This is a genomic window from uncultured Cetobacterium sp., assembly GCF_947072685.1.
In the GTDB taxonomy this organism is placed as follows: domain Bacteria; phylum Fusobacteriota; class Fusobacteriia; order Fusobacteriales; family Fusobacteriaceae; genus Cetobacterium_A.
In genome coordinates, this window is the sequence record NZ_CAMTIK010000002.1 from 25,720 (window position 1) to 51,372 (window position 25,653).

Genomic DNA, 25,653 nt, shown 5'->3' on the forward strand with positions numbered 1-25,653 from the left:
ATATCATTGTGGGGCTCTCTTTGGTCAGTTTACTTTATGTTTACTAAGGCTGCGTTAGGAATAAATACTTCTTTTCCATTAAACACAACAATACCATTAAAAGTTATTTTTTTTCCATCTACTTCATAATAATTTTTATTTTCATGAAATAGATATTTTTTATTGTTTTTAGATAATATAAATGTAGGTTGGAATTTATTTGTAGTATCAATAGTTAAGTCTATACCCATATTTTTTATGGATTTTCCAGAGACAAAAAGTTCATCAGTAGATTTATCTAAATCTACATTCATAGCTTTTGCAATATATAGAGCTATATCAGAATTATTCACAGTTCCTGTTAATTGATTTATATAATTAGGTGTATAAATATAAAGGGGTACATCTTCACCGGTATGTCCATTTGTTGTCCAACTCAGATGCGCTCTATCACTCATTGCTTTTCCCAAAATACTTTCTATTTCAGAAAGTGTTTTGGAATTTTTTATTTTAGATAGTTCAGTATTTGTTAATTCTAATCCCAACATATCTTTTGCCAATTTCATGGAATTATCTTTATTTTTAAAGATTTCTTCTGCCGTTAGAATCTCTGTAAATTTAGCATTTTTCATATCTTTGATAAATGTATCTACTGGTAACTCAGAGTAATTTAAAGATGTATTTGAATTTCCTATAGAGAGTCCTCCAGTTCCATGGTCAGTTACAGAAACAACTAAAGTATCACTGTTTGTTTTTGCGTAATTAAGAGCAACTCCAACTGCTTTATCAAAAGCTATATACTCAGATGTTATAGCTATAGGATTATTGGCATGTCCAGCCCAGTCAACTTTAGATCCTTCTACCATTAAAAAGAATCCATCTTTGTCTTTTGATAAAAGTTCTATAGCTTTTTCTGTCATTTCTGCCAATGATGGGGTTAGTTTTTTATCACGATCTAAATCATAGGGGATATCTTTATCAGCAAACAATCCCCAAACAAAATCTTTGTTTAAATTTTTCATCTCATCCAAAGTTTGAACGATAGTATATCCATTGGTTTTTAAGGCTTTGAGCATATCCTCGCCATCAGTTCGTTTTTTAGAATTGGGTTCGTTAGAACTGTCTTTTTTAAGATAATTTTTCCCACCACCAAAAACTACATTTAAATTTTGATAAACTTGTTGTTCGCCGATTATAGAGTAGTTGTTTCTATGAAGCGAATGGGTAGTAAAATCAGCGGGGGTAGCATGTAAAACTTCAGATGTGGCAACGATTCCCACCGCTTTACCTTGAAGTTTAGCCGCTTCTAAAATTGAAGCCACTGGAGATAGTTCCTCACCTAACTCGGGAATTCTGGCTCCGTTTAGAGTAGCTATTTTGGGTTTAACTCCTATTAGTTTATCCTGTGTTTTCCAACCGGTTGCAAGTGCTGTTCCAGCAGGTGCGGAGTCAGCTATAAAAGTGTCAGCATTATAAGTTTTAACCATTCCAGATGCCATTTCATCAATATTCAAATTGTCACCGTTATTGTAGAGCGCCCTAGCTAATGTTGAAACTGTAGAACTTGAGCCATCGGGTATTAAAAAGATTACGTTTTTAGCAAATCCAGGTTGGATATTTTTAAGTTCTGCACTTTGTGTTGTTGCTATTAATGTTAAAAATGTAGAGATCATTATAAACTTAATTTTATTCAATTTTATTGCCCCCTTTAATTTTTGTTTCTTAAATTAAGTTTAACATGTGAGTGTTAAATGGATATAAAATAAAAGTAAAAGTTTAGTATATATTTTCACACAAAGTTAAATTAAAATATTTTCTCCTATTTTCACACCGATGCATGTCTATACTTTAATGATAATATCGGTAGCTTTAGTTAAGGCGTTGGATTTAATGGATAAAAAATATGAAAATTATGCAGCTAAGTGGTATCAATTTATAGCTAAAAACTATTAATTATATCATCATTTAGTTTTTCTAAAAGTTTTTTACCTAAAAGAATAGCATTTTTATAATCTTTTATAGAAGCATAAGTGTAATGAGTGTGGATATATCTCGTTGGAATACCAATTACGATAGTGGGGATACTTTTGTTAGTTATGTGGTATTTTCCACCATTTGTACTTCCGCCACTTCTTGCAATAACTTGGAAAGGGATATCATTGTCTTTAGCAATTTTTTTTACAAATTCTTGAACTCTTGGATTTGAAACCATTCCGGCATCAATGACTCTTAGCTGAACACCTTTACCAATAGCTCCCTTAGCTGAAAAAGCATCTTTAAATGTATCATCAGCAGGTGACCCTTCAAAAATAATTGCAAAATCAGGGGCAATAGTATTTGCTGCTACTTGAGCTCCTCTTAAACCAACCTCCTCTTGAGAGCTAATAACTCCGACAGGATTAACTTTTAAAATATTGTTTTTTACTCCTCTCAGAATCTCCATAACGATAGCACATCCTAATCTATTATCGAAAGCCTTACCTCTAACAACATCTATTTTAGAATCATATGAAAAATTAACATCGGGAGTTATAGGATTTCCAATCTCAATGCCATATAGGTTTACTGTTTCGTCATAAGAGCTAGTTCCTATATCAATAACGAGTTCTTCCAATTTAGGTAATTTTTGTTTTTCTTCAAGAGTCATAAAATGAGGAGGTTTTGAAGCGACAACACCTTTAATATATTCCCCTTTAAAGTTTTTTATGATAACTGCATGGGCTGGAATATTAGTGATGTGCCATCCCCCTAATGGAAGGAAATTTATTGTCCCATTAGAGTTTATATTTTCAACGATAAATCCAACCTCGTCACTGTGACAATCAAGTGCAATAGTGGGGCCATTTATCTCATTTAGTTTTCTTATATAAAGATTATTAATGGAGTCTCTTTTACAATTAAAACCACTCATAGAATTTTTTATAAATTCAACAACCTCAATTTCGTGTCCTGATGCTCCATGTAAATTTGACAATTCACCTAATAAATTAATTTTATTCATTCAATCTCCTCCGTTTAGTTAATAAATTCATACTTATAAAATTCAGGGTACCCAGTAGCTTCAACATTTTTTAAATTGCTACTAACTCCATAAACCACATTTCCGTGATACAAAGGAATAAGCGGAATATCTTCATTTAAAATATATTGAATTTCATTGTAATAGTTTTTTCTTTTGTCGTCGTTACTTTCTTTTCTAGCAAGCTCTAAAAGATTGTCCACTTCTGGATTTGAATAGAAAGCTCTATTGCCGTTACTTCCTATTTGACTACTGTGTACATTAGGATAGTATCCATAATCAGCATCGTATGTAGATGGACCCCATCCCATAATAAAGAGATCGGTATTTCCAGAGCCTGTTTGAGATAAAAAAGCTCCCCATTCTAGAAGTTCGATCTGCAAATTTATTCCAACCCTTTTTAACTGGTCCTGTATAATAGTTGCAACTTGAACTCTCTCGGGACTACTTACCGAAATCTTTAAACTTATCCCATTAAGATTATTCTCTTTAACTAGTTGTTTTGCTTTTTCAATATTAAACTCTTGAGGTTTACTATTGTGGTTATACCCAAAAACAGGAGGGGATAAAAATTGATTTGCAATCTTTGTTTTTCCTAAATAGATAGTATCAACTATAGCTTGTTTATCAATAGACATAGCTATAATTTGTCTCAATAATTTATTAGATAGTGCTGGAGATTTAGTATTTAATCCAACATAACCAGTTGTTGTTGAAGGGGCGGAGTAAACCTTAACTTTTCCATCCTCCTCTAATTGCTCCCAAGATATAGCTGGAATATCAAGAGCCATATCGATTTCAGATGTCTCTAAACCAATAACTCTACTATTCTCTTCAGGAATAGCTTTTATTATAACTGTTTTTATACTGGGATTTCCCTTAAAATATGATTCGTTAGATACAAGCGTCATACTATCTCCAATTATCCAATTTTTAACCGTATAGGCTCCAGTACCTATAGGATATTTAAAGTAATTATCACTGTTTTTATTAAATTCTTTTTTATTGATAATTGAAGATGATTTATGGCTTAAATGACTCAGTAGCGGAGCAAAAGGTTCTGTAGTAATTATTTGTAGGGTATTATCATCTAAAATGATAATATTTTCAATCATTTTATAAAGATGTGCTACTTTTGGATTTTCTTTAGCTCGTTCCACAGTAAATTTTATATCTTCAGATGTTAAAATATCCCCATTGCTAAACTTTACATTTTTTTTTAGTTTTAGTTCTAATATATTATCGTTAACTTTTTTAGAAGTTTCAACTAAACTGGGAATAGGTATTCCTGTTTTTTCATCAATTTCAAATAAGCGATCATAGATTTGTGTGATTGCAACTTGTGAATAGTTGTCTGTTGAATTTTGAGGATCGAGTGTTTTAGGATCACTCAGTTGAGCATAAACAAGTGTATCTTTTTTTAATTGTTCTTTTTTTCCACAACCTACAAATAAAATTGTGCAAAATGTAATAAAAATACAGATTTTTTTTAGCATTCATAACCTCCCGAAAAAATATATTTAAATAATACTACTTTATAACAAGAAAATCAATTTTAATTTTTTGTAAAAATAGAAAAAAAATTTCAAACTGTGTGATTCAATTTATATTTATTGTAAAAATATAAAATTGAGCTATAATTAAGAAAATAAATAAAAAATGGAGATGATAGAAATGAAAAAAACATTATTTATAACTTTAGATTCACAAGAATGTATAGATGCTCAAAAAGTTTTCACTGAAAGGATGGATATTAAGATTGTAGATATAAAAAAAGAAAAAGAAAGTAGTGAAAAATATCAAATTAAAAAAACTCCAACGCTAGTTGTAGAGGAGTGGGAGAAGGTGGTTTATTATGTTGGATTACAAGAAATAAAAGATTACTCTTTAGATGAACCAACGCCGAACTATCCATGTGTATGCTCTATGTAGAACAATGGAAGGCGGTCTAAATACTCGGAAATTGATTTCTGATACAAGAGATGGAATAGTATCTTTGAAGTATCTCCATGCCAAAATGGAAAAACACATTTTGGCAATGGAACTATCTTCAATTGGTTTATTTTTTAATTAAAATGACAAAGGATAAGCTCATAAATTATATTAGCCATCAATCTAGATGTTCTATCATCATAATCAAATGTTGGGTTTATTTCAGCAACATCTATTGTCAAGTTTTTGGAGTACCTAGCAATTGTTTTTAAAAGAGGTAAAGTATTTCTTGGGTTTACTCCAAATGTTTGAGGAGCACTAACTCCTGGAGCAGATGTTATATGAAAAACATCTGTACATAAAGTTAGATGAATATATTCGTTTCTTTTTAAAATAGAATAAAGGTCATCACTAGGAATAGTTTTTATCTCTTCGGCAAAATAATACTTAACACCTAAATGATCAGCTCTATCAAAAAGTCTTTTTGTATTAGAGAATTTTTGAATTCCAAAAACATTATAATCAAAATTTAAGTTCATATCTTTGCAAATATCAGCGATTTGTAAAAACATAGTTCCTGAATTCCTTCCAGCCGAATACTCTCTCATATCAAAATGAGCATCAAAGTTAATAATACCAATTTTAGGATCACTTTCTTTTTCTAAAGCATAGTTTAAAATACCACAATAATTAGCAAAAGCTATATCATGTCCTCCTCCAAGAGCAACAACAAGAAAATTTCTTTTTTTCAAAGCAGATATAATCTCCGATAGTTTTGTGTGGGCTGATTCTAAATCCTGGCCTATAACTTCAATTGGATTTTTTAAATCATAAAATTTTAAATCTTCACTAAAAATCGGGAAACCAGAAAGAGCTTTTTTAACATGAATCCATCCATCCTTAGCACCCAATCTCCCCGAGTTTCGTCTAACTCCTTCATCAGAATTAAAACTTACAAAACAAACTTTTTTTTCTTCTAAATTAACATTTTTTAGTTCATTAAAAGACATAACATTAATAACTTGATGAATCCGAAGTACATCGATTTCTTCCCCGTCAATTCGTCCATTCCAGTACATATTATCTTCTCCCATCTTAAATTAAGTATTATAAATGATTTATTTATTTTTTATTTTACAAATTTATTAATTAAATCTTCACTAGCGATATATGGTAAAGTTATATGGTCAGTTCCTTTGTTGTTATTGTTGAATTCAATAACAGTTTCGATGGAGTGAGGGTTTCTAGCCCAAGCTCTTCTTGCAACTCCTCCCATAACATCCCAAGGCATTGCTTGTGAAAGAATGTTATCCACTCTACGGCTTCCATCAAGAACCATACCGAATCCACCGTTTATAGATTTCCCTATTCCAACTCCTCCACCGTTATGTAGAGCAATCATAGTCATTCCTCTAGCAGCGTCTCCAGCAAAACATTGAGTTGCCATATCAGCCATAATGTTACTTCCATCTTTTATATTTGAAGTTTCTCTAAATGGAGAATCGGTACCAGAAACATCATGATGATCACGTCCTAGCATAACAGGACCAATTTCCCCTTTTCTAACCATATCATTAAATTTTAAAGCTATATTTGTTCTGCTCATAGCATCTTGATAAAAAATTCTAGCTTGAGTTCCAACCACAAGACCATTTTCATCAGCATTTTTAATCCATATATAGTTATCTCTATCCTGATACCTTCTGTTTGGATCAACTAATTCCAGTGCTGCAGCATCTGTTTTTAAAAGATCCTCTTTTTTACCAGATAAACAAACCCATCTGAAAGGGCCATATCCATAATCAAAAAGTTCAGGGCCTAAAATATCCTCTACATATGATGGGAAAATAAACCCACCTTTATCATCTCTACCATTTTTTGAAATCTCTTTAATACCAATATCATAGATTGATTTTAGAAAGCTATTTCCATAATCAAAAAAATAAACACCCTTATTAGTTAAATTTTTAATAACATTGTAGTGTTTTCTTAAAGTTTCATCAACCAATTTTCTGAAAGTCTCTCTATCTTCGGCTAAAAGTCTTGTTCTTTCTTCAAAAGTTATACCAACAGGACAATATCCACCATCATAGACAGCATGACATGATGTTTGATCAGATAAAAGATCGATATGGCAATTATTTTCATCTGCATATTCTAATAAATCTACAATGTTTCCAAGGTAAGCTATAGCGTATGGAGTTTTAGAGTCCATTTTTTCTTTTGCTAAATCAAAAGTATCTTTTGGGGTAGTTGTAAATTTATTGATCCATCCTTGTTCTAATCTTGTTTGAATTCTAGAAAGATCAACTTCAGCGATGATAGAAACTCCTTTTGCAATAACAGTAGCTTTACCTTGAGCTCCACTCATCCCTCCAAGTCCAGATGTAACAAAAAGTTTTCCACTCAAATCTCCATCAGCAGGAACTCCACAGAAAAGTCTTCCTGCATTTAAAATGGTTGAATATGTACCATGAACAATACCTTGTGGACCAATATACATCCAACCACCAGCTGTCATTTGACCATAGTTAGCTACCCCAAGAGCAGCTCCTCTAGCCCAGTTATCATAATCATCAAAAGCTCCAATCATAAGACCGTTAGTGATAATAACTCTAGGAGCTGAGGGATGAGATTTAAAAAGACCGGTAGGGTGTCCAGAAGCAACAACCAAAGTTTGATCCATAGTTACATTTTCAAGGTATTTTTTAATCAATCTATATTGCATCCAGTTTTGACAAACTTGTCCAGTTTCTCCATAAGTTACAAGCTCATATGGGTAAAGTGCTATATCAAAATCAAGGTTATTATCAATCATAACTTGAATGGCTTTTGCATCAGTACAATTTCCATTGTATTCAAAAATAGGTTTACCATGGATATTTCCCGTAGGTCTAAATCTATACCCGTAAATTCTACCGTGAGTGTGAAGCTCCTCTAAAAATTCAGGTGCTAACATCTCATGAAACTCTTCAGGAATATATCTAAGAGCATTCCTTAGAGCCAAAGCCACTTCATCTTTTTCTAAATGTACAACCCTTTTGGGAGCTCTTCTAATTTTAGGATCAAATTTAATGTCTCCCAAAGGGATATCATTAGCAGATAACTTGATAGTCATGGCATTAAAAATTTCTTGATTTAACATATTTAAACCTCCGTATTTTATATTTTTAAAATGACTTTAATAATTTGTTAAAAAATATAGAACATCTTCTGATAATGTTAATACCTCAAAAAAATTAAAAAATAAAATATATAATTTATATACATATAATTCAAATAATAAACACATGTCTCTGTAGTATAGTTTTTAAATGATGAAATTTATTGAAAAGAAAATTTTGAAAAAACTATTATTGACTTTAAAAAATTTAAAAGGTATATAAGTGATTAACAAATATATTGAATTAATAAATTGGTTTTAAAAATATGCTTGGAGGAAATGATGTATCAAAAAAAAATAAAAGAAAATAATGAAAAAAAAGTCTTTCATTACATCTATCAAAAAAGAGATAACCTTTCAATAGCTGATATATCAAGTGATTTAAATATAAGTTTTCCAACAGTAAAAACAATTATAAACAAATTTTTAAAAGAAAGTATTATAAAAGAGGATTTAAAAATAGGATTTGGAGCAGGAAGAAAAGCTCAATATTATTCATTGGAAAACAATTTTATCTATAGTATTGGAGTATCAGTACATTTAAAGGAATTGAAGATTGTTTTAGGAAATGAAAGAGGAGAATTATTAAAAGAGGTTATTATAAAAGATGAGTTTTTAAAAGGGAATTTAATAGAGAGAATTGATGAAATTTTAGAAGAGTTTTTATCTGAAATAGACAATGTAGTTAAGAGTAAACTTGTTGGAATAGGAATATCTGTACCCGGAATAGTTGATGAAGAAAATAATATTATAGAGCTAACTTCTTCAATTAGAGTTAATTTGGATAAAGTTAAAAGTTTATCTGAAAAATACGGTAGAAAAATACTTATTGATAATGAAGCTAACCTTTGTGCAATAAGTGAAAAATTTTTGGGTATTGGAAAGGAGTTTTCAAATTTTGCTATTTTGAATATCAACGAAACTTTAAATATGTCAAATTTTACAGAAGAAGATGAATATGGAGAATTTTCCTTCAAAGCTTCAAGAGTAAATCATATGGTTATAAATTTCCAAGGGATTTTATGTGAATGTGGAAATAAAGGGTGCTGGGGTGAATATGTTTCAGATATTTCATTATTAAAAAGAGTAAAAAAAATAGAACCTAATATATCAAAATTAAAAGATATATTTAAAAGTGAAAATTTAGCAAATAGAGAGGTTCAAAATATTTTAGAAGAATACATAGGGTACATTTCAATTGGCATAAAAAATATTATTTTTATGTATAATCCAGAAAAAATAATAATTTCTGGAGGCATATTTCATTATAAAGATTCTTATAGAGAAATATTGTTGGATAAAGTGTATAACAAAAATATTTTTTTTAAGGGAAAGGAGACAATAAAATTTTCAAATTTAGGTGGAAAGGGGATTTATTTAGGTGCTGCAATGTTACCATTAATAGATGAATTATTTTAAGGAGGAAGCAATGAAAAAAGTATATCTAATTGAAAAGAAGGATATTTTACTAGAGGAATTTATAAATATAACAAGGAGAGAATACAAAGTTGTAATTTCAGATGAAGTTTATAAAGATGTCGAAAAAGCAAGGGAATTAGTTGAGAGGTATGTGAGTGAAAAGAAAGTATGCTATGGAATAACAACTGGTTTTGGCAAATTTTCAGATGAGATAATCTCAGAAGATGAGACTGAAACTCTTCAAAAGAACCTTATAATGAGTCATTCTTGTGGGGTTGGAAATCCACTAGAAAAAGAATATGTTAAAGGAATAATGTTGTTAAGAGTTATAAATCTTTGTAAGGGACATTCGGGAGTTAGAAAGCTAACGCTAGATACTCTAGTTGAAATGTTAAATAAAGATGTAATACCCCATATACCAGAAAAAGGATCTTTGGGAGCATCGGGAGATTTAGCGCCTCTATCTCATATGGTTTTAGTAATGTTGGGGTTAGGAAAAGCATATTATAAAAATGAACTCTTTACTGGAAAAGAGGCTATGGAAAAAGCTGGTGTAAAAATATTGACTTCTCTTTCATCAAAAGAAGGATTAGCTTTAATTAATGGAACTCAAGTTATGACATCAATAGGTGCTCATGTAACTTATGACGCATTAAATTTAATGAAACATCTTGATTTAGCAGGAGCTTTAAGCATGGAATCTTTAAATGGAGTAATCTGTGCATTTGATAAAAAAGTACACAAAGTTAGACCACATATAGGACAGATAACAACAGCAGAAAATATAAGGAAAATTTTGAATGGGAGCAAATGTATTACTAAACAAGGGGAATTAAGAACCCAAGATGCATACTCATTGAGATGTATTCCACAAATTCATGGTGCAAGTAAAGATGCATTTAATTTTATAAAAACAAAAGTTGAGATTGAAATGAACGCAGTGACAGATAATCCAATTATCTTTGTAGAAGAGGATCAAGTTATATCAGGAGGAAACTTCCATGGACAACCAATGGCATTGCCTTTTGATTTTTTAGGAATAGCGTTATCAGAAATGGCTAACATATCTGAAAGAAGAATTGAAAGACTTGTTAATCCACAGTTAAATAATGAATTACCTGCATTCTTAGTCCAAAAAGGTGGTATAAATTCTGGATTTATGATTGTTCAATACAGTGCAGCATCATTAGTTTCGGAAAACAAAGTTTTGTCTCACCCTGCATCAGTTGATTCTATACCCTCGTCAGCAAATCAAGAAGACCATGTATCAATGGGGACTATAGCTGCAAGAAAAGCAGGAGAAATTTTAGCAAATGTAAGAAAAGTTATTGCAATGGAGATATTATGTTCTTGTCAGGCAATTGACTTAAAAGCAGCAGAGAATTTACTAGGAGATGGGACTAAGGAAGCTTATAGAATAGTTAGAGAAAGCGTAAGTTATTATAGTGAGGATAGAGTTATGTATCCAGATATTGAAATGGTTGAAAATATAATAAAAACAAACATAATTATAAATTCTTTAGAAAAAAACAAATTATATATAAAAAATTAAATTTGGAGGCATGAATGAATAAAGTTGAAAGTGAAGCTCTTGTTTTAGACGATAATAAAAAATCTAGTCTAATCAATAAAATTCTAGATTTGTTTGAGAAAGTAGGCAATAAACTTCCAGATTCGGTGACAATATTTGTGATATTGTGCTTTTTAATTTTACTAATTGCATACTTTTGTAATAAATTTGCTATAACGGCTATTCACCCTATAACAAAAGAGAGTATTATCGTAAATAATTTATTGAGTAAAGAGAATTTAAAGCAAATACTAATGGAAATGATAACTGTGTTTCAAACCTATCCTCCTCTAGGGGTTGTTTTAGTAGCTATGATTGGAATAGGAGTTGCTGATAAAAGTGGGTTATTAGAAAATTTATTAAATATAATAATGGTTAAAGTTCCAAAAGGAACAATCTATTATGCAGTTGTTGTAATGGGATTAATTTTTACAGGGATAGGGGATGCAGGATTTGTTGTTCTACCACCTCTAGCAGCTTTGATATTTTTAAAACTTAATAAAAATCCAATTGTAGGGATACTTTTAGCATATGCAGGTGCTGCTATTGGATTTTGCTCTGGATTATTTGTAAGTTTAAATGATATTTTAATAACATCATTTACAATACCAGCAGCACAAGTACTAGATGCTACATTTACGAGAAGTCCTGCTATGACTATATTTTTTAATATGTCAAATGCATGTCTACAAATATTTCTAATAACATTTATTACTAAAAAATTTATAGAGCCAAGATTTCCTTTCGATAAAACCTTGTCAAAAGATGAGAGTGAAGAAATTGGATATTTAGAAAAAAAAGGATTGAAATATGCTGGTTATTCGTTGCTTATATATTTTTTATTTATCTTTTCATTAACAATTGGAAAAACTTCATTTTTGAGAGATAGCACCGGATCCTTAGTATCTGTTAAATCTCCTTTTATGGGAGGATTAATAATAATAATGACACTTGCGTTTATGATACCTGGAATAGTATTTGGAAAAACAACTAAGAAGATAAAAAATGATAAAGACATAGTTAAAATGGTTGGGCAAAGTTTAGGAGAGATGGGAGGATATATATTTATAGTTTTTGTAGCCGCACAATTCCTTAATTTATTTGCGAAAAGCAATTTAGGTATTGTTTTAGCTATAAAAGGTGCCGAAAAATTGAGTCAAACATCACTTTCTGGAATACCATTAATAGTAATGTTTGTATTTTTAGTAGGGTTTATAAATTTATTTATAGGGAGTGCTTCTGCTAAATGGGCAATACTGTCTCCTATTTTTATACCAATGTTTATGTTGCTTGATTATGATCCATCATTGACACAAATAGCATATAGAATAGGAGATTCATCAACTAATATGATTTCACCTTTATTTCCATATTTACCACTAATTTTAGCAGTGTGTAAAAAATATGATAAAAACTTTGGGATAGGAACGCTTGTTGCAAATATGATTCCATATGCTATAAGTACTATTTTAGGAAGTATATCACTTCTAATTATATTTATAATATTTGGATTTTCGCTAGGAATATAAACAATATGGAGGGAAAAAATGATTGAAAAAATAGATAGTCTTGCTAAAAGCAATTTAGAAAAAATAAGAAAGATTAGGAGAGAGTTGCATAAATATCCGGAATTAGGATTTCAAGAGTTTAAGACTGCAGAACTTATAAAAAAAGAATTAAATTTTCTGGGAATTTCATATAACAGTGAAATTGCTAAAACTGGAATAGTTGCTTTGATTAAAGGGGGGAAGCCAGGGAAAACTATTTTGTTAAGAGCTGACATGGATGCACTTCCTATTCAGGAAGAAACGGAGTCAGAATACAAATCTTTAATTCCAGGAGTTATGCATGCTTGTGGACACGATGGTCATGTTGCGGGATTGTTAGGAGCTGCTATGATTTTAAATGAAATTAAAGAAAATATATCAGGAAATATAAAATTAGTTTTTCAACCTGCTGAAGAAGGTCCAGGTGGAGCTAAACCGATGATAGAAGAAGGTATATTAGAAAATCCAAAAGTGGATGCAGCATATGCATGTCACTTATGGCCAAATTATCCTGCGGGAAAAATTTTGTTAAAAGAAGGAGATCTAATGGCTCATCCAACAGGATTTGATATAGAAATACAAGGTGTTGGAGGGCATGGATCTACTCCAGAAAAAACTGTAGATCCAATAATAATTGGTTGTCAAGCAATTATTAATTTCCAAAATATAATCAGTAGAAATATTTCAACAATGAAACCAGCTGTTTTATCTTGTTGTAGTATAAAATCTGGAGAGGCAGGCAATGTAATTCCTGACAAATTAACAATCAAAGGAACTATAAGAACATTTGATGAGAGCTTAACAACAGAGATATTAAAAAAAATGGAAGGTATTTTAAAAGGATTATGTCAGGCTTATGGAGCAAAATATAATTTTATTATTGAAAGAATGTATCCAACTTTAAAAAATAGTTCCGAAATATTTAATATAACAAAAAAATCATTAAGTAAAGTAGTGGGAGAAAAAAATTTGATTTTGATGGATGAACCTCTTATGGGATCCGAAGATTTTTCATATATATCAAATGCTGTTCCAAGTAATTTCTTTTTTATAGGAACAAACAATAATCAAGAAGAGATTGAGACATTTTTGCATCATCCAAGATTAAAATGGGATGATAGATACTTAGAAATCAGTTCAAAAGCTCTTGCGCAAATAGCATATGATTACTTAGAAAATTCAAAGTAAATAATTTAGGATAATTTTTACACACAAAATGTGTTTATAAATAGAAAGCTTGGGATAAAATTTCCCAAGCTTTTTATTTGTAAACATGATAATACTAGACTTACCATCAATATATTTAAAGATAAAAAACCTTATAGAGTTATTGCTAGAGCGATGCAGCCTAACAATCCCGCATTATCCCCAAGTTTAGGGGGAACAATATATTCATCAATATTTTTTAAAATTTCTTTAGTTTGAACATAGTTGTTAAGAAGTTCTTTTACATTTTTTCTAATTAAAGGGAATAGTTGCAACTGTTTCATAACACCTCCACCTAAAATAATTTTTTCAGGTGAAATTGTTAAAATATAATTTACAAGAGCTTGAGCTATGTAGTACGCCTCAAATTCCCAAGCTTTATGCTCATTAGACAATTCATAAGCTTTTACTCCCCATCTTTCTTCAATAGCAGGTCCGGATGCCAACCCTTCAAAACAATCTTTATGAAATGGACATTTGCCTTTATAAGTATCCTCAGGATGTCTTCTAGTAAGAATATGGCCCATCTCAGGATGGAGCATTCCGTGGACTAAGTTTCCAGAAACTAGTATTCCTCCACCTATTCCAGTACCAATAGTTAAATATAAACAATTTTCTAATCCTTTAGCAATTCCCCAAGTAGCTTCTCCTAGTGCAGCAGCATTAACATCTGTATCAAAAGCCATTGGGACATTCAAGTTTCTTTGAAGCTCTCCAATAAGGTTGAAATTACTCCAATATTTTTTAGGTGTTTGGGTTATATAACCGTAAGTTTCAGAGTTTGGATTTGGATCAATTGGACCAAAAGAACCAACTCCAATAGCTTCCACATTTTTATTTTTAAAAAAATTATAAACTTTTTGTAAAGTGAGTTCAGGTGTTTCAGTAGGAAAACTAACTCTTTCTAAAATATGACCATTTTCATCTGTAATTCCACATACAAATTTTGTTCCTCCAGCTTCAATTGCTCCCAGTTTCATAAAATCCTCCAATTAAAATTTATCAATTCTATCTTTAAGTATAGTAAACAATATTTTGCTTTCAATTTCAATACTTAATTTTTAGAAAAAAAATAATTTGACAATAGAATTTTCATATGTTAGTATAATGAAAAATAATTTATAGGAGTGGTTACGATGAAAAACAATTTAATATCAAAAACTACAATGATGAATATGATGATGCCTATGGGAGTTGGGACCAAAAATTAATTTTTAATTTTGGGACGAACTCATTTTCAATTTTCTAAATGAGAAAGCTCCCAAGGAATAAGTTGTTATTATAAAGCTTGGGATTTTAAATCTCAAGCTTTTTTTTATTAATTTTTTATTAGGAGGGGTATGATGATAGAGCTTAAAAATATTGGTAAAACTTATGAAAATAAGGGGCAAAACATTGAGGCATTAAAGGAGATGTCATTTAAGTTTAAAAAAGGTGAAATTACAGGAATAATTGGTTATTCTGGTGCAGGTAAGAGCACGTTACTAAGATGTATAAATCTTTTAGAAATACCAAGTTCAGGTGAAGTTATAATTGATGGGATAAATTTAAATACCTTAGATGCTAAGAAGTTAAGAGAAACCAGAAAAAAAATTGGAATGATATTTCAACATTTTAATCTTATGAAAAGTAGAAGTGTCTCAAAAAATATAGCTTACCCTTTAAAAGGGAGCGGATTTTCTAAGAAGGATATAGATGAGAGGGTGGATGAGCTTTTAGATTTAGTGGGATTAAAAGATAAAAAAAATAGCTATCCATCTCAATTGAGTGGAGGTCAAAAGCAAAGAGTGGCTATCGCAAGAGCATTGGCCAACAGACCAAATTTGATTTTGTGTGATGAGGCAACTTCAGCTTTAGATCCAGAGACAACTGAATCAATTTTAAAACTTTTAAAAAAAATCAACAACGATTTAGGAGTAACAATAATATTGATAACCCATCAAATGGAAGTTATAAAAGAAATTTGTGATAGTGTTATTGTTATGGAAGATGGGTGTGTGAAGGAAGAGGGGGAAGTGGTAGAAATATTTTCAAGACCCAAAACTCCAATAACAAAGAGGTTTTTATCGTCTATTTTTAATAATGATAAAAGTCAGAGTTATTTAGAAAATATAGATCTTAAAAAAAATCAAAAGATAGTACAGTTATCATATGTGGGAAATAATACTGAAGAAGCGTATATCTCTAGAATTTCAAGAGATTATGAGGTAGATGCTAGCATTTTATTTGGAAATATACAAATTATAAAGGAGACTCCAATTGGAAATATGGTAGTAAAATTAGGAGGAGCTGAAAGTAGTATTTTAGGTTCAATAGATTATTTGAATGATAATAAAATTTATACGGAGGTTTTAAAAGATGGTAGAAAAACTGTATAACTCTTTAGAAAATGTAATTAAATATCAAGATGAAATGGTTTATGCCTTTGGAGAAACTATTGTGATGGTTACTGTAGCAGGGATAGTTTCAACATTAATAGGGGCAGTTATGGGAGTAGTTTTAGTAATAACCAAAAAAGATGGAATTTTAGAAAATACGTTAGTTAATAATATTTTGGGTAAATTTATAAATATTTTTAGATCCATTCCATTTGTAATTTTATTGGCAGCTTTAATTCCAGTAACAAGATTTTTTATGGGAACAACAATTGGATTAAAAGGAGCGATTGTTCCATTGATATTTGGTTCAACGCCATTTGTTGCAAGACAGATTGAATCTGCATTATTAGGCGTAGATTCGGGTGTTATTGAAGCAGCCTATGCAATGGGGTCATCACCACTTGAAATAATTTATAGAGTGTTATTGAGGGAGGCGTTGCCAGAGATTGTGTATGCTCTTGTCATAACTACAGTTAGTTTAATCGGATTTTCAGCAGTAGCTGGAACAGTTGGTGGAGGAGGATTAGGAGATTTTGCTATAAGGTATGGGTATCAACATTTTAAAACAGATATTATGGTAGTTACAATCATAATTTTAGTAGTGTTAATAACACTTATACAATGGTCAGGAGAGAGAATATTAAAAAAAATAAAACACTGAAATTTAGAGGGGGTAAATATTATGAAAATATTAAAAGTCTTAAAGGTTGTTATATTTTTAGTTTTAACAATTGGAGGATTTTCAGGATGTGATAAATCTTCAGAAAATTATACGGAATTAAATAAGAAAAAGATAATAAAAATAGGATTAAATGGAGATGAAAATATAATTTGGGAAAATGTAAAAAATCAGCTTGCAAAAGAAAATATAGAACTAAAGTTTATAAATTTTAGTGATTATATTCGGCCAAATTTAGCTTTACAAGATAAAGAAATAGACATCAATTCATTTCAGACCGAAATATATTTTGATAGCTTTAAAAGTGAACATAAGTTGTCAATAATAAATTTAGGATATACAGTTTTAGCTCCAATGGGAGTTTATTCTAAAAAAATATTGAATCTATCTCAATTGAAAGATAACGCAACAATAGCTATTCCAAATGATAGTTCAAATGGTGGAAGAGCATTGCTTTTACTTCAAGATGCGGGACTTATAACTATAAATAAAGAAGCTGGTAATTTTCCAAGAATTAAAGATATTGTAGAAAATAATAAACATTTAAAGATAGTGGAGTTAGTTGCAACTCAAATTCCGAGATCGTTGGAGGATGTAGATATTGCAGTTATAAATAATGGGGTTGCTGTTGAAGTGGGATATTCACCTCTTGAAGACTCTATATTCATTGAAAATTTTGAAAATGAGAGATTGAAACCATATTTTAATATAATAGCTTCAAGAGAAGATAACCAAAATAGCCCTGAAATAAAAAGAGTTTTAGAGATATATCAAACTTCTGAAAATAAAAAAATTATAGATGAATATTATAAAGGATCATCGGTAGCTGTATTTTAGATAAAATAAAAGGAATCACAGTAAAAAGAGTGAATAAAATATAAAAAGTTATATTATGTGAGGTGAGAAATGAAGAATATCCAAGAAATATATTTGGCAGGTGGGTGCTTCTGGGGTGTAGAGGCTTATATGCAAAGAATTAACGGTGTAATCGAAACGGTTTCAGGATATGCAAACGGGAAAATAGAAAATCCAACATATGAAGATGTTATTTATAGAAATAGTGGCCATGCTGAAACTGTTCGTGTGGTATATGATGTTAATATAGTTAACTTGCAAACACTTCTAAAATATTATTTTAGAATTATAGATCCAATTAGTTTAAATAAGCAAGGGAACGATAGAGGGACTCAATATAGAACAGGGATATATTATACAAAAGAGGCGGATAGAAAAATTATTGAAAAAGAGATTGAAGAGCTTCAAAAAAATTATTCAGATAAAATTATGGTTGAAGTGATACCTTTGATTCGATTTGATATAGCAGAGGAGTATCATCAGGACTATTTAAAGAAAAATCCTCAAGGTTATTGTCATATAGATTTATCAAAAGCGGATGAAGTAATGATCGATGAGAATAAATACTTTCGATTGACAGAAGAAGAGCTGAGATCTAAATTGACTGATAAACAGTATAAAGTAACTCAATTAGGAGATACCGAAAGAGCTTTTAACAATGAATACTGGGATTTTTTTAAACCAGGAATATATGTTGATATAACAACGGGAGAGCCACTGTTTTCATCTGATGATAAATTTAACTCTCAATGTGGATGGCCTAGCTTTATAAAAACAATCATACCGGAGGTTGTTACTTATAATAAAGACAATAGTTTTAATATGGAAAGAGTTGAAGTTGTGAGCAGGATTGGGAAAGCTCATTTAGGTCATGTTTTTAATGATGGACCAAAGGAGCTAGGTGGTTTAAGATATTGTATAAATAGTGCTGCGATTGAATTTATTTCTTTAGATGAGATGAAGATAAAAGGATACGAATATTTAATTCGAACGATTAAAAAAGGTAAATAAGATATGTTCTTTAATATTGTAGATTGACAAGATGCCGATAACTGCGGTATTATTTAAAAAACACTATTTGAGGAGGAATCTATTAATGAAATTTGTTTTTAATCATTTTAATATTAATGTTTTAAATCTTGAAAAGAGCATAAAATTTTATCAAGAAGCTTTAGGTCTTAAAGAGGTAAGAAGAAAAGAGGCTGAAGATGGTAGCTTTGTCCTTGTTTATATGGGAGATGGAGAAACAGGGTTTACTATAGAACTTACTTGGTTAAGAGATAGAGAGGAGGCGTATGACTTAGGGGATGAAGAGTTTCATTTAGCTTTTGTAACGGATAATTATGAGAGCGCTCATAAAAAGCACTCTGAGATGGGATGTATTTGTTACGAAAATTTAGAAATGGGAATTTATTTTATAAATGACCCCGATGGATACTGGTTAGAGGTTGTACCTCCTAGAAAATAAAAAATTTGAGAGTTGAATATATAAGAGGAAGTGATATAAAATCATCTTCCTCATTTTTTATTACGGTTTACAGTAGTGAGGAGTTAGTTTTTTTTATAGAAATTCCCATTACCTTAAATTTTGATATTCTTTCTTTAAATTCTTCAGTTATAAGAAAATTTTCATCAAAATGCATAGGAATCATTATTTGTGGATGAACTTTATCTGCAAAATACTCTCCACCTAAAAAACAAAATTCCTCTAATCTTGGATCAATAGGGAAAAATGCGATATCAATAGTGGAAGTTTTGCTTATTTTATCAATTGTTTCTTGAAAAAGATCTCTCATAATTTGTTTTTCGTTATCTGTATCATCTTTCCAATACCACCAGTTTAAATCTCCGGCATGAAAGATTTTAATTTTATCAACTTCAATTAAAAAAGAGACACCTATATCTGTAGAGTTGTATGTTTCAACATTGATTTTATCAATATTTAATATAGTATTTTTATCGACTATAAAATAGTTGTTTTTTATATTTTCAATAAAGATATCATTACTTAAAATATAAATAATAGGAGAATTTATATTTTCCCATTTAAAAATATCTTTATTAAAGTGATCATGATGACTATGAGAAGATAAAATTATTACCTTTTTATCTGTTTTTAAAACTTTTTCTTTTAAAGATATATCATCATTTTTTTGTTGAGGAGGCATCTTAAAATAATCAAAGATTATAAAATAATTTAATGTTTCTACAGCAAAACAACTGTGATAGATATAGTATAATTTAAAGTTTTTCATATATAACCACCTTCTTCAATTTTAGTAACCTAGAGCATCTAATAGTTTTGCACCTATTTTTCTATCCTTTCCAATATATGGATAGCAGTGAATATGTATAGCTGGATTAAAATTAATCTCAATGATACTATAATTACCTTCAGGATTTTTGTTGTTTAAATCTTGTATCATCATATCAACACCACATATTGTAGCATTGGCAGCTTTAGCAGCTTGAACAGCAATGTTTTTATAGATAGGTAGAATATTATCGGTATAATCAATACTGTCTCCGCCAGTACTTATATTGGAATTTTCTCTTAAATAGACAACCTCTTTCTCTTTAGGAATATAATCAAAGTCTTTTCCTTGATTGGATAAAAATAAGGATTCTAAGTCCCCAAGACCAATTTTTTCAAGAGGAGTTTTATAACCTTTTCCTCTGAGAGGGGATAGATTTTTAATTTTAACAAGCTCTCTAATAGTGTCAACACCATTTCCAACTATATTTGCTGGAACTCTATGAAGAATACCTACAACCTCATCTCCAATAACAAAGAAACGGTATTCTTTTCCTTTTATAAACTCTTCTATTAGGATGGAATTATCTTCTTTAAAGGCTAAACTTATAGCTTCATTATACTCAGCTTTTGTAAAAGAATTTTTAAAAATACTTATTCCTAATCCAAAATTTGTTGATTTTGGTTTAATAACAATCTCTTTTTCTTTATATTTATAAAAATCATTAATAGCATCAATCTCTTTAGAGTAATTATTTCCAGAAGGAACACATATTCCTTTTTGTGAAAGAACTTTTTTTGTTACAACCTTGTTTTCCATAATCAAAACAGTAATATATGAATCTAAAGATGTTTTTGTAGCTTGTTTGACATACTGTTGATTATTTTCTTTATTTAGATAGAGAAAATTTTCCTCTCTATCAATAAGCTCAAATTTAACCCCTCTTTTTATAGCCTCTTTTAGCAATATTTGAGTAGATAGCTCTAAATCTTCATAACCTTTGAGTGCAAAACTTCTATTTTGACTTACCTTTAAATGCTTTTTAGCCATTTCAAGATTAAATTCAATAAAACCTTTATTTTTAACTTCATTAATTAATTTATTAACATATAAATTTTCTGGATTTTTAACTTTTTTCTTTTGAAAATCTAATATTTTTATCTCTTCTTCTCCGAGAATATTTAGTGATTCAAATAAATTTTTAATTTCTTCGATAAGTTCAAGAGTATAAGTTGTAATTTTTCTTTGTGTATTTTTACAGCAAATAAGATTTAAATTGGAATTTCTTCCTTCGTTGGCAATGAGTTCTTGGTTTTTTAAATATCGATCATAGTCCTCCTCAGAAAAAGTATCTTCCTCTTTTAATGCAAAATAAATAAGTAACATGTGAATAAATTTTAAATCTAAGAGTTCTATGCCATTAGGATTAAAAGGATTTATATCAATAGATCTAATTTCTAAATAGTGGACACCATCGGTTTTTAAAGAATTTAGTATATTTTTAGGATCTTTAGATTTCAAACGAATGGGACTATAATATTCTCTAGCACCATTTAATATTCCTTTTTCCACAAGGTTTTCAAGATCGGAGATATAGTTATTCAAAGAGTTGTGAGATACAAAAAATTCATCTTTATTTTTATACCCACATCTTCCATTTCTAAAAGAGACCGCATTCTCAAAATAGAATAGATCATCACCTAATGGATTCATTAAATTGGTGCATTCCTTTCTATAAGTTTTATGGATAGTAGAACTAGCCCCCAAAAGATAGATTATAAGCCACCCGGTTTTAAAAAAATTCCGAGTAGTTTTTAAGTAAAACTCGTTTTTAAACTCAATAAAACTAAGCTCTGTATTAGCTTTACTATATAAAGATTTTAAAAGATCTTCTGAAAAAGAAAAATTAAAATGAATTCCAGATAAAAGTTGTAATTTTTTACCATATTTTTCTGCTAATTTTTTACGATATTTGGCTACTTCAATTCCATATTCACCATCAAATTTTGCGATAGGAATGAGAGTTTCATCTGGAAGTATACAAGGTATGCTCTGGGGCCAAAGATATTCATTTTTTAAAGTGGTGGTTACAATATCATTTAAATTTTGTAAAAAGTTATAAGCTTCCTCTAATTTTTGAAAAGTCGGGGTTATCATTTCAATTTGACTTTCAGAAAAATCAACTGTAATATAGGGATTATTTAACTTATTTCCAAACTCGATAGGAAAATCTGTTAAAGCTAGATTTCCAGTTAAATCTGTTCTTAAATTTTCTTTTTCAATTCCAAAATTTCCTAGTTTTAAAAGATTTGAAAGATTGTGTTCTTTTATTAAAGCACTATAATTTATTGATTGCATAAAAGCCTCCTAAAATAAATGTAATTATTTTGTAAGTTTTTTTAAATTAAATATAAATAATAAAGGCGATATAGTTCCTTTTAAAAACATAGTTATGCTGATTGTCATCCAGACACCATTTATTCCATAAATATTACCTAAAAAATATGCCAAAGGCACTCTCAAGGTAGTAAAGATAACACTTATAATTGATGGAGTTTTAGGAACGCCTATTCCGTTAAAAGATCCATTAGTTACAATTTCAATACACATAAAAATTTGAGATATTCCAACTATTCTAAGATAATTTATACCAATTTCAACAGCTTTAGAATCTTTTATAAAAATCTCAACAAGAAATCTAGGGAAACAAATAAATAAAATGGTTGTAAAAAGACCTAAAGCAGAGGAGATAACAAGAGCTAGCTTATATCCTTTATTAATCCTATCAAAATTTTGAGCCCCATAGTTTTGTCCAATAAATGAAGCAGTAGCTCCATAGAGACCACCAATAGTCATATAAGAAATAGATTCTATTTGAAGACCAATTTTCTGTGCAGCAATAGCATCAGGTCCAAAATCTGCAACAATTTTACCTAAAATAATTCCTATTCCAGTAAAAAGAACTCTTTGAATTCCAATTGGAGTTCCAAGTGATATGATTTCTCCAATTTTTTTAGAATATATTTTAAAGATATTCTGTATATTGAAAAATTTTTTAGAAACATGTATAAACATAAAGGTAATTACTCCTTGAGAGATTAGAGTTGCAATAGCAGCTCCCGCAATTCCTAAATTAAATCCAAATATTAGAATTGGATCTAAAAATATGTTTAAAATAACTCCAACACAGCTTATTTTGAAAGGAAGCTTAGTTTCTCCATAACTATTAAGTATTCTCATATAAAGAATATTAGGAAATTTAAAAAATAGTCCTATTCCAACGATCTGTAAGTAAATTTTTGCTTCTTTTTCAATGAGGGGATTTCCTAAATTGAAAAATCCAATTAAACTATTTTTAAATAAAAAGATAAAAAAGATAAAAACTAAGGACAAAATTAAATTTATAAGAAAAGAAGAGCTGATATATTCTTCCAATTCTTTATTTTTTTTAGCCCCAATAGTGTGCGATGTTTTTATACCACCACCCATTACAACAATTGAATTTAATGCTTCTCCAAGATTTAAAAAAAAGCTAGCAGTACCGATAGCAGCAACCGCACCACTTCCGATTTTACCAATCCAAATCATATCTACTAGTCCATAAGTCATTTGTAGAAAGGATGCACCAACGATTGGAATAGCCAGTGAAATAAGAATTGTACTTATTTTTCCTTCTGTTAAATTTGTTCCTTTATTCAAAATATTCACCATTCCTTATAAATAATTTCATTATACTATATTAGTAAATTCTAATATAGTATAATGAAATTATAATAAATTGTCAAGAAGCTTTCTGAAAATAGGATTTTTGAAACTCATATTTTGTAAAAAAACTTCTAGATAGATGGCTTATACCATTTATCTAGAAGTTTAATCCAAAGCTATTGTTTTGTTGCAGGAGTCGTTTGGTGAGATTTCATCATTTCATAATGAGATTTCATCATTTTAGTTTTTAAATTTGCTTTAATTTCAGCACTTTCTTTATTTAATTTCTCAATTTTTGACCAATCAACTTTGTTTTCAAGCATAGCTTTTTGTACCTCTAAATTTTTTTCTTTAATAAGAATATTATCTTTTTGCATTTCTTTTTGCATTTCAGGAGTCATATTCATCATATGATTATCCATCATTTTACCTTTATTACCCATTTTTCCTTCGTTCATCATAGAACAATTTTCAGAAGTACAAGACATCATTTTTCCATGCATCATATTTTGTGTTTCTTCTGTGGTTGTATTTGCTGAAAAAGTTAAGGCAGACATTATAAAAGTTCCAACAAATAATAATTTTTTCATTTTGATTCCTCCTATAAAATATAAAAATGTGTTTGATAATATTATTGTATAAAATAAGAGAGATTCCTTTAATTTTATTGCTTAAATTGCAGTTGTTTGAAGTAAAATGTTTTTAAAAAATTCTACACCATGAATAAGAGCTTCATTATCAAAATCAAATTTATTGTTATGAAGAGCACAAACATGTCCTTTTTCTTCATTTCTAATACCTAAAAGTCCAAGTAAACCCGGGGTTCCATCTTGTAAGAAGAAAGAAAAATCTTCAGATCCACTAAGAGAAATATCGGTATATACTTTTGAATTATTAATTGCGTTTAGTGATAATTCAAATAGTTTGTGATTGTTTATAACAGGGGGATAAAAAGGTTGAAATTCCATATCTATTTTGACATCAAATGCTGTTTCAAATCCCTTATTAATTTGTTCCATTCTATCTTGGATAAAAGGAATAAGAGAAATGTTCTCTAACCTTATAGTCCCAAGCATATCAAGGCTTTCAGGAATTATATTTCTAACAGTTCCAGCATGGAAAGAACCTATTGTTAATAAAAAGTGTTCGTTAGATGGTATATTTCTGGATTTTATAGACTGGTAGGCTTCAATTAGTTTAGCACCTATTAAGATAGAGTCAACTCCTTTATGTGGTTGTGCTCCATGACACCCTTTTCCAGTAAGTTTGATATTCAAATTAATATTTTGTAGTGAAACATATCCAGATTTAAAAGCAAACTCTCCAACATTAATTTCCGGATAAACATGTAGTGCAAAAATAGCTTCAATATTTTTAGATTTATAATAGTCATCCGCAACAATAAATCTAGCTCCGCCATGTCCTTCTTCACCAGCTTGAAAAATAAAAACTAATGATTTTTTCAATTTTATTCCTTTAGAAGACATTTTTTTAATTTCTTGAATGAAGGATAAGAGCATGGAAGCATGTCCATCATGTCCACAAGCATGCATCATTCCCGGGATTTTAGATTTAAAAGGGTTGTTACTCTCTTCTGTTAAAGGGAGAGCGTCAATATCACCTCTAAAAGCTATACAAGATTCAGACTCGCCTGCAATAAAGGCAACAGTACTTGTTCCTACCTCGTGATATTCAATACCTTCATATTTTAAAATGTTTCTAATATATTCAGCAGTTTGAAACTCTTCCAATGCAATCTCAGGAATTGCATGAAGGAAATTTCTATGAGTATTTAAGTTGTTTAGCATAAAATCACTCCTAATAAATTTTGTTACTTAAATTAATACCATATTTTTATAAGGTTTGTCACATTTATTTTATAAATGTTATTGATAAAAATAATCTTATGTTTTCTATATTTTCTAGGAGAAGCTATTAAAATATTG

General features: G+C 29.7%; 22 protein-coding genes. 11 read left to right on the forward strand and 11 right to left on the reverse strand.

Going from position 1 to position 25,653, the window contains the following annotated elements; genetic code table 11:
• Nucleotides 1–29: 29 nt before the first annotated feature.
• A complete protein-coding gene (locus tag Q0V67_RS00820) occupies nucleotides 30–1,673 on the reverse strand; it encodes an alkaline phosphatase (protein WP_297596115.1) in 1,644 nt (547 codons plus the stop codon).
• Nucleotides 1,674–1,830: 157 nt separating this feature from the next.
• Here Q0V67_RS00820 and Q0V67_RS10325 point away from each other — a divergent pair, with 157 nt between their 5' ends.
• Complete coding sequence (locus Q0V67_RS10325) at nucleotides 1,831–1,932, forward strand: hypothetical protein (protein WP_366938430.1); 102 nt, start codon at nucleotides 1,831–1,833, stop codon at nucleotides 1,930–1,932.
• On the opposite strand, the gene Q0V67_RS00825 is transcribed toward Q0V67_RS10325, so the two are convergent.
• Nucleotides 1,919–2,980: a M20/M25/M40 family metallo-hydrolase gene (locus tag Q0V67_RS00825; RefSeq protein WP_297596117.1), complete on the reverse strand. Its 1,062-nt coding sequence runs from the start codon at nucleotides 2,978–2,980 to the stop codon at nucleotides 1,919–1,921. The genes Q0V67_RS10325 and Q0V67_RS00825 overlap by 14 nt on opposite strands.
• A gap of 14 nt (nucleotides 2,981–2,994) precedes the next feature.
• A complete protein-coding gene (locus Q0V67_RS00830; protein ID WP_297596119.1) occupies nucleotides 2,995–4,494 on the reverse strand; it encodes an ABC transporter substrate-binding protein in 1,500 nt (499 codons plus the stop codon).
• Between the two features lie 178 nt (nucleotides 4,495–4,672).
• On the opposite strand from Q0V67_RS00830, the gene Q0V67_RS00835 reads away from it, so the two are divergent.
• Entirely contained in the window at nucleotides 4,673–4,930 is a 258-nt protein-coding gene (locus tag Q0V67_RS00835; RefSeq protein WP_297596121.1) for a hypothetical protein, read from the forward strand.
• 134 nt (nucleotides 4,931–5,064) lie between these two features.
• Here Q0V67_RS00835 and hutG read toward each other — a convergent pair whose 3' ends face one another.
• Nucleotides 5,065–6,009, reverse strand: a complete 945-nt coding sequence (gene hutG / locus Q0V67_RS00840; RefSeq protein ID WP_297596123.1) for a formimidoylglutamase — start codon at nucleotides 6,007–6,009, stop codon at nucleotides 5,065–5,067.
• A 50-nt stretch (nucleotides 6,010–6,059) separates the two neighbouring features.
• Nucleotides 6,060–8,075: a urocanate hydratase gene (locus Q0V67_RS00845; protein ID WP_297596125.1), complete on the reverse strand. Its 2,016-nt coding sequence runs from the start codon at nucleotides 8,073–8,075 to the stop codon at nucleotides 6,060–6,062.
• A gap of 300 nt (nucleotides 8,076–8,375) precedes the next feature.
• Here Q0V67_RS00845 and Q0V67_RS00850 point away from each other — a divergent pair, with 300 nt between their 5' ends.
• From Q0V67_RS00850 to Q0V67_RS00865, 4 genes are read left to right on the forward strand one after another with little or no spacing between them, the layout of a single operon-like run.
• A complete protein-coding gene (locus Q0V67_RS00850) occupies nucleotides 8,376–9,512 on the forward strand; it encodes an ROK family protein (protein ID WP_297596127.1) in 1,137 nt (378 codons plus the stop codon).
• Between the two features lie 10 nt (nucleotides 9,513–9,522).
• Nucleotides 9,523–11,064: a histidine ammonia-lyase gene (hutH, locus tag Q0V67_RS00855; RefSeq protein WP_297596129.1), complete on the forward strand. Its 1,542-nt coding sequence runs from the start codon at nucleotides 9,523–9,525 to the stop codon at nucleotides 11,062–11,064.
• Between the two features lie 14 nt (nucleotides 11,065–11,078).
• Nucleotides 11,079–12,611, forward strand: coding sequence for an AbgT family transporter (locus tag Q0V67_RS00860; RefSeq protein WP_297596130.1), 1,533 nt, complete (start codon nucleotides 11,079–11,081; stop codon nucleotides 12,609–12,611).
• A gap of 18 nt (nucleotides 12,612–12,629) precedes the next feature.
• Nucleotides 12,630–13,817 carry a M20 family metallopeptidase gene (locus tag Q0V67_RS00865; RefSeq protein WP_297596132.1) on the forward strand — a complete coding sequence of 396 codons (1,188 nt, stop codon included), beginning with the start codon at nucleotides 12,630–12,632 and terminating at the stop codon, nucleotides 13,815–13,817.
• Nucleotides 13,818–13,948: 131 nt separating this feature from the next.
• On the opposite strand, the gene Q0V67_RS00870 is transcribed toward Q0V67_RS00865, so the two are convergent.
• Nucleotides 13,949–14,815, reverse strand: coding sequence for an ROK family protein (locus tag Q0V67_RS00870; RefSeq protein ID WP_297596134.1), 867 nt, complete (start codon nucleotides 14,813–14,815; stop codon nucleotides 13,949–13,951).
• Between the two features lie 363 nt (nucleotides 14,816–15,178).
• On the opposite strand from Q0V67_RS00870, the gene Q0V67_RS00875 reads away from it, so the two are divergent.
• The 5 genes from Q0V67_RS00875 (at nucleotide 15,179) to Q0V67_RS00895 (ending at nucleotide 19,215) form a co-directional block, all read left to right on the forward strand.
• A complete protein-coding gene (locus Q0V67_RS00875; RefSeq protein WP_297596136.1) occupies nucleotides 15,179–16,213 on the forward strand; it encodes an ATP-binding cassette domain-containing protein in 1,035 nt (344 codons plus the stop codon).
• Nucleotides 16,194–16,874, forward strand: a complete 681-nt coding sequence (locus Q0V67_RS00880) for a methionine ABC transporter permease (RefSeq protein ID WP_297596138.1) — start codon at nucleotides 16,194–16,196, stop codon at nucleotides 16,872–16,874. The genes Q0V67_RS00875 and Q0V67_RS00880 overlap by 20 nt, the downstream gene beginning before the upstream one ends.
• A gap of 21 nt (nucleotides 16,875–16,895) precedes the next feature.
• Complete coding sequence (locus Q0V67_RS00885; protein ID WP_297596140.1) at nucleotides 16,896–17,729, forward strand: MetQ/NlpA family ABC transporter substrate-binding protein; 834 nt, start codon at nucleotides 16,896–16,898, stop codon at nucleotides 17,727–17,729.
• Nucleotides 17,730–17,798: 69 nt separating this feature from the next.
• Nucleotides 17,799–18,758: a peptide-methionine (R)-S-oxide reductase MsrB gene (msrB, locus tag Q0V67_RS00890; RefSeq protein ID WP_297596142.1), complete on the forward strand. Its 960-nt coding sequence runs from the start codon at nucleotides 17,799–17,801 to the stop codon at nucleotides 18,756–18,758.
• 85 nt (nucleotides 18,759–18,843) lie between these two features.
• On the forward strand, nucleotides 18,844–19,215 hold the full coding sequence (locus Q0V67_RS00895) for a VOC family protein (RefSeq protein WP_297596144.1): 372 nt from the start codon (nucleotides 18,844–18,846) through the stop codon (nucleotides 19,213–19,215).
• Nucleotides 19,216–19,282: 67 nt separating this feature from the next.
• Here Q0V67_RS00895 and Q0V67_RS00900 read toward each other — a convergent pair whose 3' ends face one another.
• The 5 genes from Q0V67_RS00900 to Q0V67_RS00920 form a co-directional block, all read right to left on the reverse strand.
• Entirely contained in the window at nucleotides 19,283–20,002 is a 720-nt protein-coding gene (locus Q0V67_RS00900; protein WP_297596146.1) for an MBL fold metallo-hydrolase, read from the reverse strand.
• A gap of 21 nt (nucleotides 20,003–20,023) precedes the next feature.
• Nucleotides 20,024–22,360, reverse strand: a complete 2,337-nt coding sequence (gshAB, locus tag Q0V67_RS00905; RefSeq protein ID WP_297596148.1) for a bifunctional glutamate--cysteine ligase GshA/glutathione synthetase GshB — start codon at nucleotides 22,358–22,360, stop codon at nucleotides 20,024–20,026.
• Nucleotides 22,361–22,384: 24 nt separating this feature from the next.
• Nucleotides 22,385–23,701 carry an MATE family efflux transporter gene (locus Q0V67_RS00910; protein ID WP_297596150.1) on the reverse strand — a complete coding sequence of 439 codons (1,317 nt, stop codon included), beginning with the start codon at nucleotides 23,699–23,701 and terminating at the stop codon, nucleotides 22,385–22,387.
• A 182-nt stretch (nucleotides 23,702–23,883) separates the two neighbouring features.
• Nucleotides 23,884–24,297 (reverse strand): hypothetical protein, encoded by a 414-nt coding sequence (locus tag Q0V67_RS00915; protein ID WP_297596152.1) that lies wholly within the window; start codon nucleotides 24,295–24,297, stop codon nucleotides 23,884–23,886.
• Between the two features lie 81 nt (nucleotides 24,298–24,378).
• Complete coding sequence (locus tag Q0V67_RS00920) at nucleotides 24,379–25,515, reverse strand: M20 family metallopeptidase (protein WP_297596154.1); 1,137 nt, start codon at nucleotides 25,513–25,515, stop codon at nucleotides 24,379–24,381.
• Nucleotides 25,516–25,653: the final 138 nt, after the last annotated feature.

What these genes read in the sequence shown, in the direction of transcription:
- Q0V67_RS10325 (WP_366938430.1), top strand. Translation starts at nt 1,831, where the DNA reads ATGATAATATCGGTAGCTTTAGTTAAGGCGTTGGATTTAATGGATAAA.
- Q0V67_RS00825 (WP_297596117.1), bottom strand. Translation starts at nt 2,980, where the DNA reads ATGAATAAAATTAATTTATTAGGTGAATTGTCAAATTTACATGGAGCA.
- Q0V67_RS00830 (WP_297596119.1), bottom strand. Translation starts at nt 4,494, where the DNA reads ATGCTAAAAAAAATCTGTATTTTTATTACATTTTGCACAATTTTATTT.
- Q0V67_RS00835 (WP_297596121.1), top strand. Translation starts at nt 4,673, where the DNA reads ATGAAAAAAACATTATTTATAACTTTAGATTCACAAGAATGTATAGAT.
- hutG (WP_297596123.1), bottom strand. Translation starts at nt 6,009, where the DNA reads ATGTACTGGAATGGACGAATTGACGGGGAAGAAATCGATGTACTTCGG.
- Q0V67_RS00845 (WP_297596125.1), bottom strand. Translation starts at nt 8,075, where the DNA reads ATGTTAAATCAAGAAATTTTTAATGCCATGACTATCAAGTTATCTGCT.
- Q0V67_RS00850 (WP_297596127.1), top strand. Translation starts at nt 8,376, where the DNA reads ATGTATCAAAAAAAAATAAAAGAAAATAATGAAAAAAAAGTCTTTCAT.
- hutH (WP_297596129.1), top strand. Translation starts at nt 9,523, where the DNA reads ATGAAAAAAGTATATCTAATTGAAAAGAAGGATATTTTACTAGAGGAA.
- Q0V67_RS00860 (WP_297596130.1), top strand. Translation starts at nt 11,079, where the DNA reads ATGAATAAAGTTGAAAGTGAAGCTCTTGTTTTAGACGATAATAAAAAA.
- Q0V67_RS00865 (WP_297596132.1), top strand. Translation starts at nt 12,630, where the DNA reads ATGATTGAAAAAATAGATAGTCTTGCTAAAAGCAATTTAGAAAAAATA.
- Q0V67_RS00870 (WP_297596134.1), bottom strand. Translation starts at nt 14,815, where the DNA reads ATGAAACTGGGAGCAATTGAAGCTGGAGGAACAAAATTTGTATGTGGA.
- Q0V67_RS00875 (WP_297596136.1), top strand. Translation starts at nt 15,179, where the DNA reads ATGATAGAGCTTAAAAATATTGGTAAAACTTATGAAAATAAGGGGCAA.
- Q0V67_RS00880 (WP_297596138.1), top strand. Translation starts at nt 16,194, where the DNA reads ATGGTAGAAAAACTGTATAACTCTTTAGAAAATGTAATTAAATATCAA.
- Q0V67_RS00885 (WP_297596140.1), top strand. Translation starts at nt 16,896, where the DNA reads ATGAAAATATTAAAAGTCTTAAAGGTTGTTATATTTTTAGTTTTAACA.
- msrB (WP_297596142.1), top strand. Translation starts at nt 17,799, where the DNA reads ATGAAGAATATCCAAGAAATATATTTGGCAGGTGGGTGCTTCTGGGGT.
- Q0V67_RS00895 (WP_297596144.1), top strand. Translation starts at nt 18,844, where the DNA reads ATGAAATTTGTTTTTAATCATTTTAATATTAATGTTTTAAATCTTGAA.
- Q0V67_RS00900 (WP_297596146.1), bottom strand. Translation starts at nt 20,002, where the DNA reads ATGAAAAACTTTAAATTATACTATATCTATCACAGTTGTTTTGCTGTA.
- gshAB (WP_297596148.1), bottom strand. Translation starts at nt 22,360, where the DNA reads ATGCAATCAATAAATTATAGTGCTTTAATAAAAGAACACAATCTTTCA.
- Q0V67_RS00915 (WP_297596152.1), bottom strand. Translation starts at nt 24,297, where the DNA reads ATGAAAAAATTATTATTTGTTGGAACTTTTATAATGTCTGCCTTAACT.
- Q0V67_RS00920 (WP_297596154.1), bottom strand. Translation starts at nt 25,515, where the DNA reads ATGCTAAACAACTTAAATACTCATAGAAATTTCCTTCATGCAATTCCT.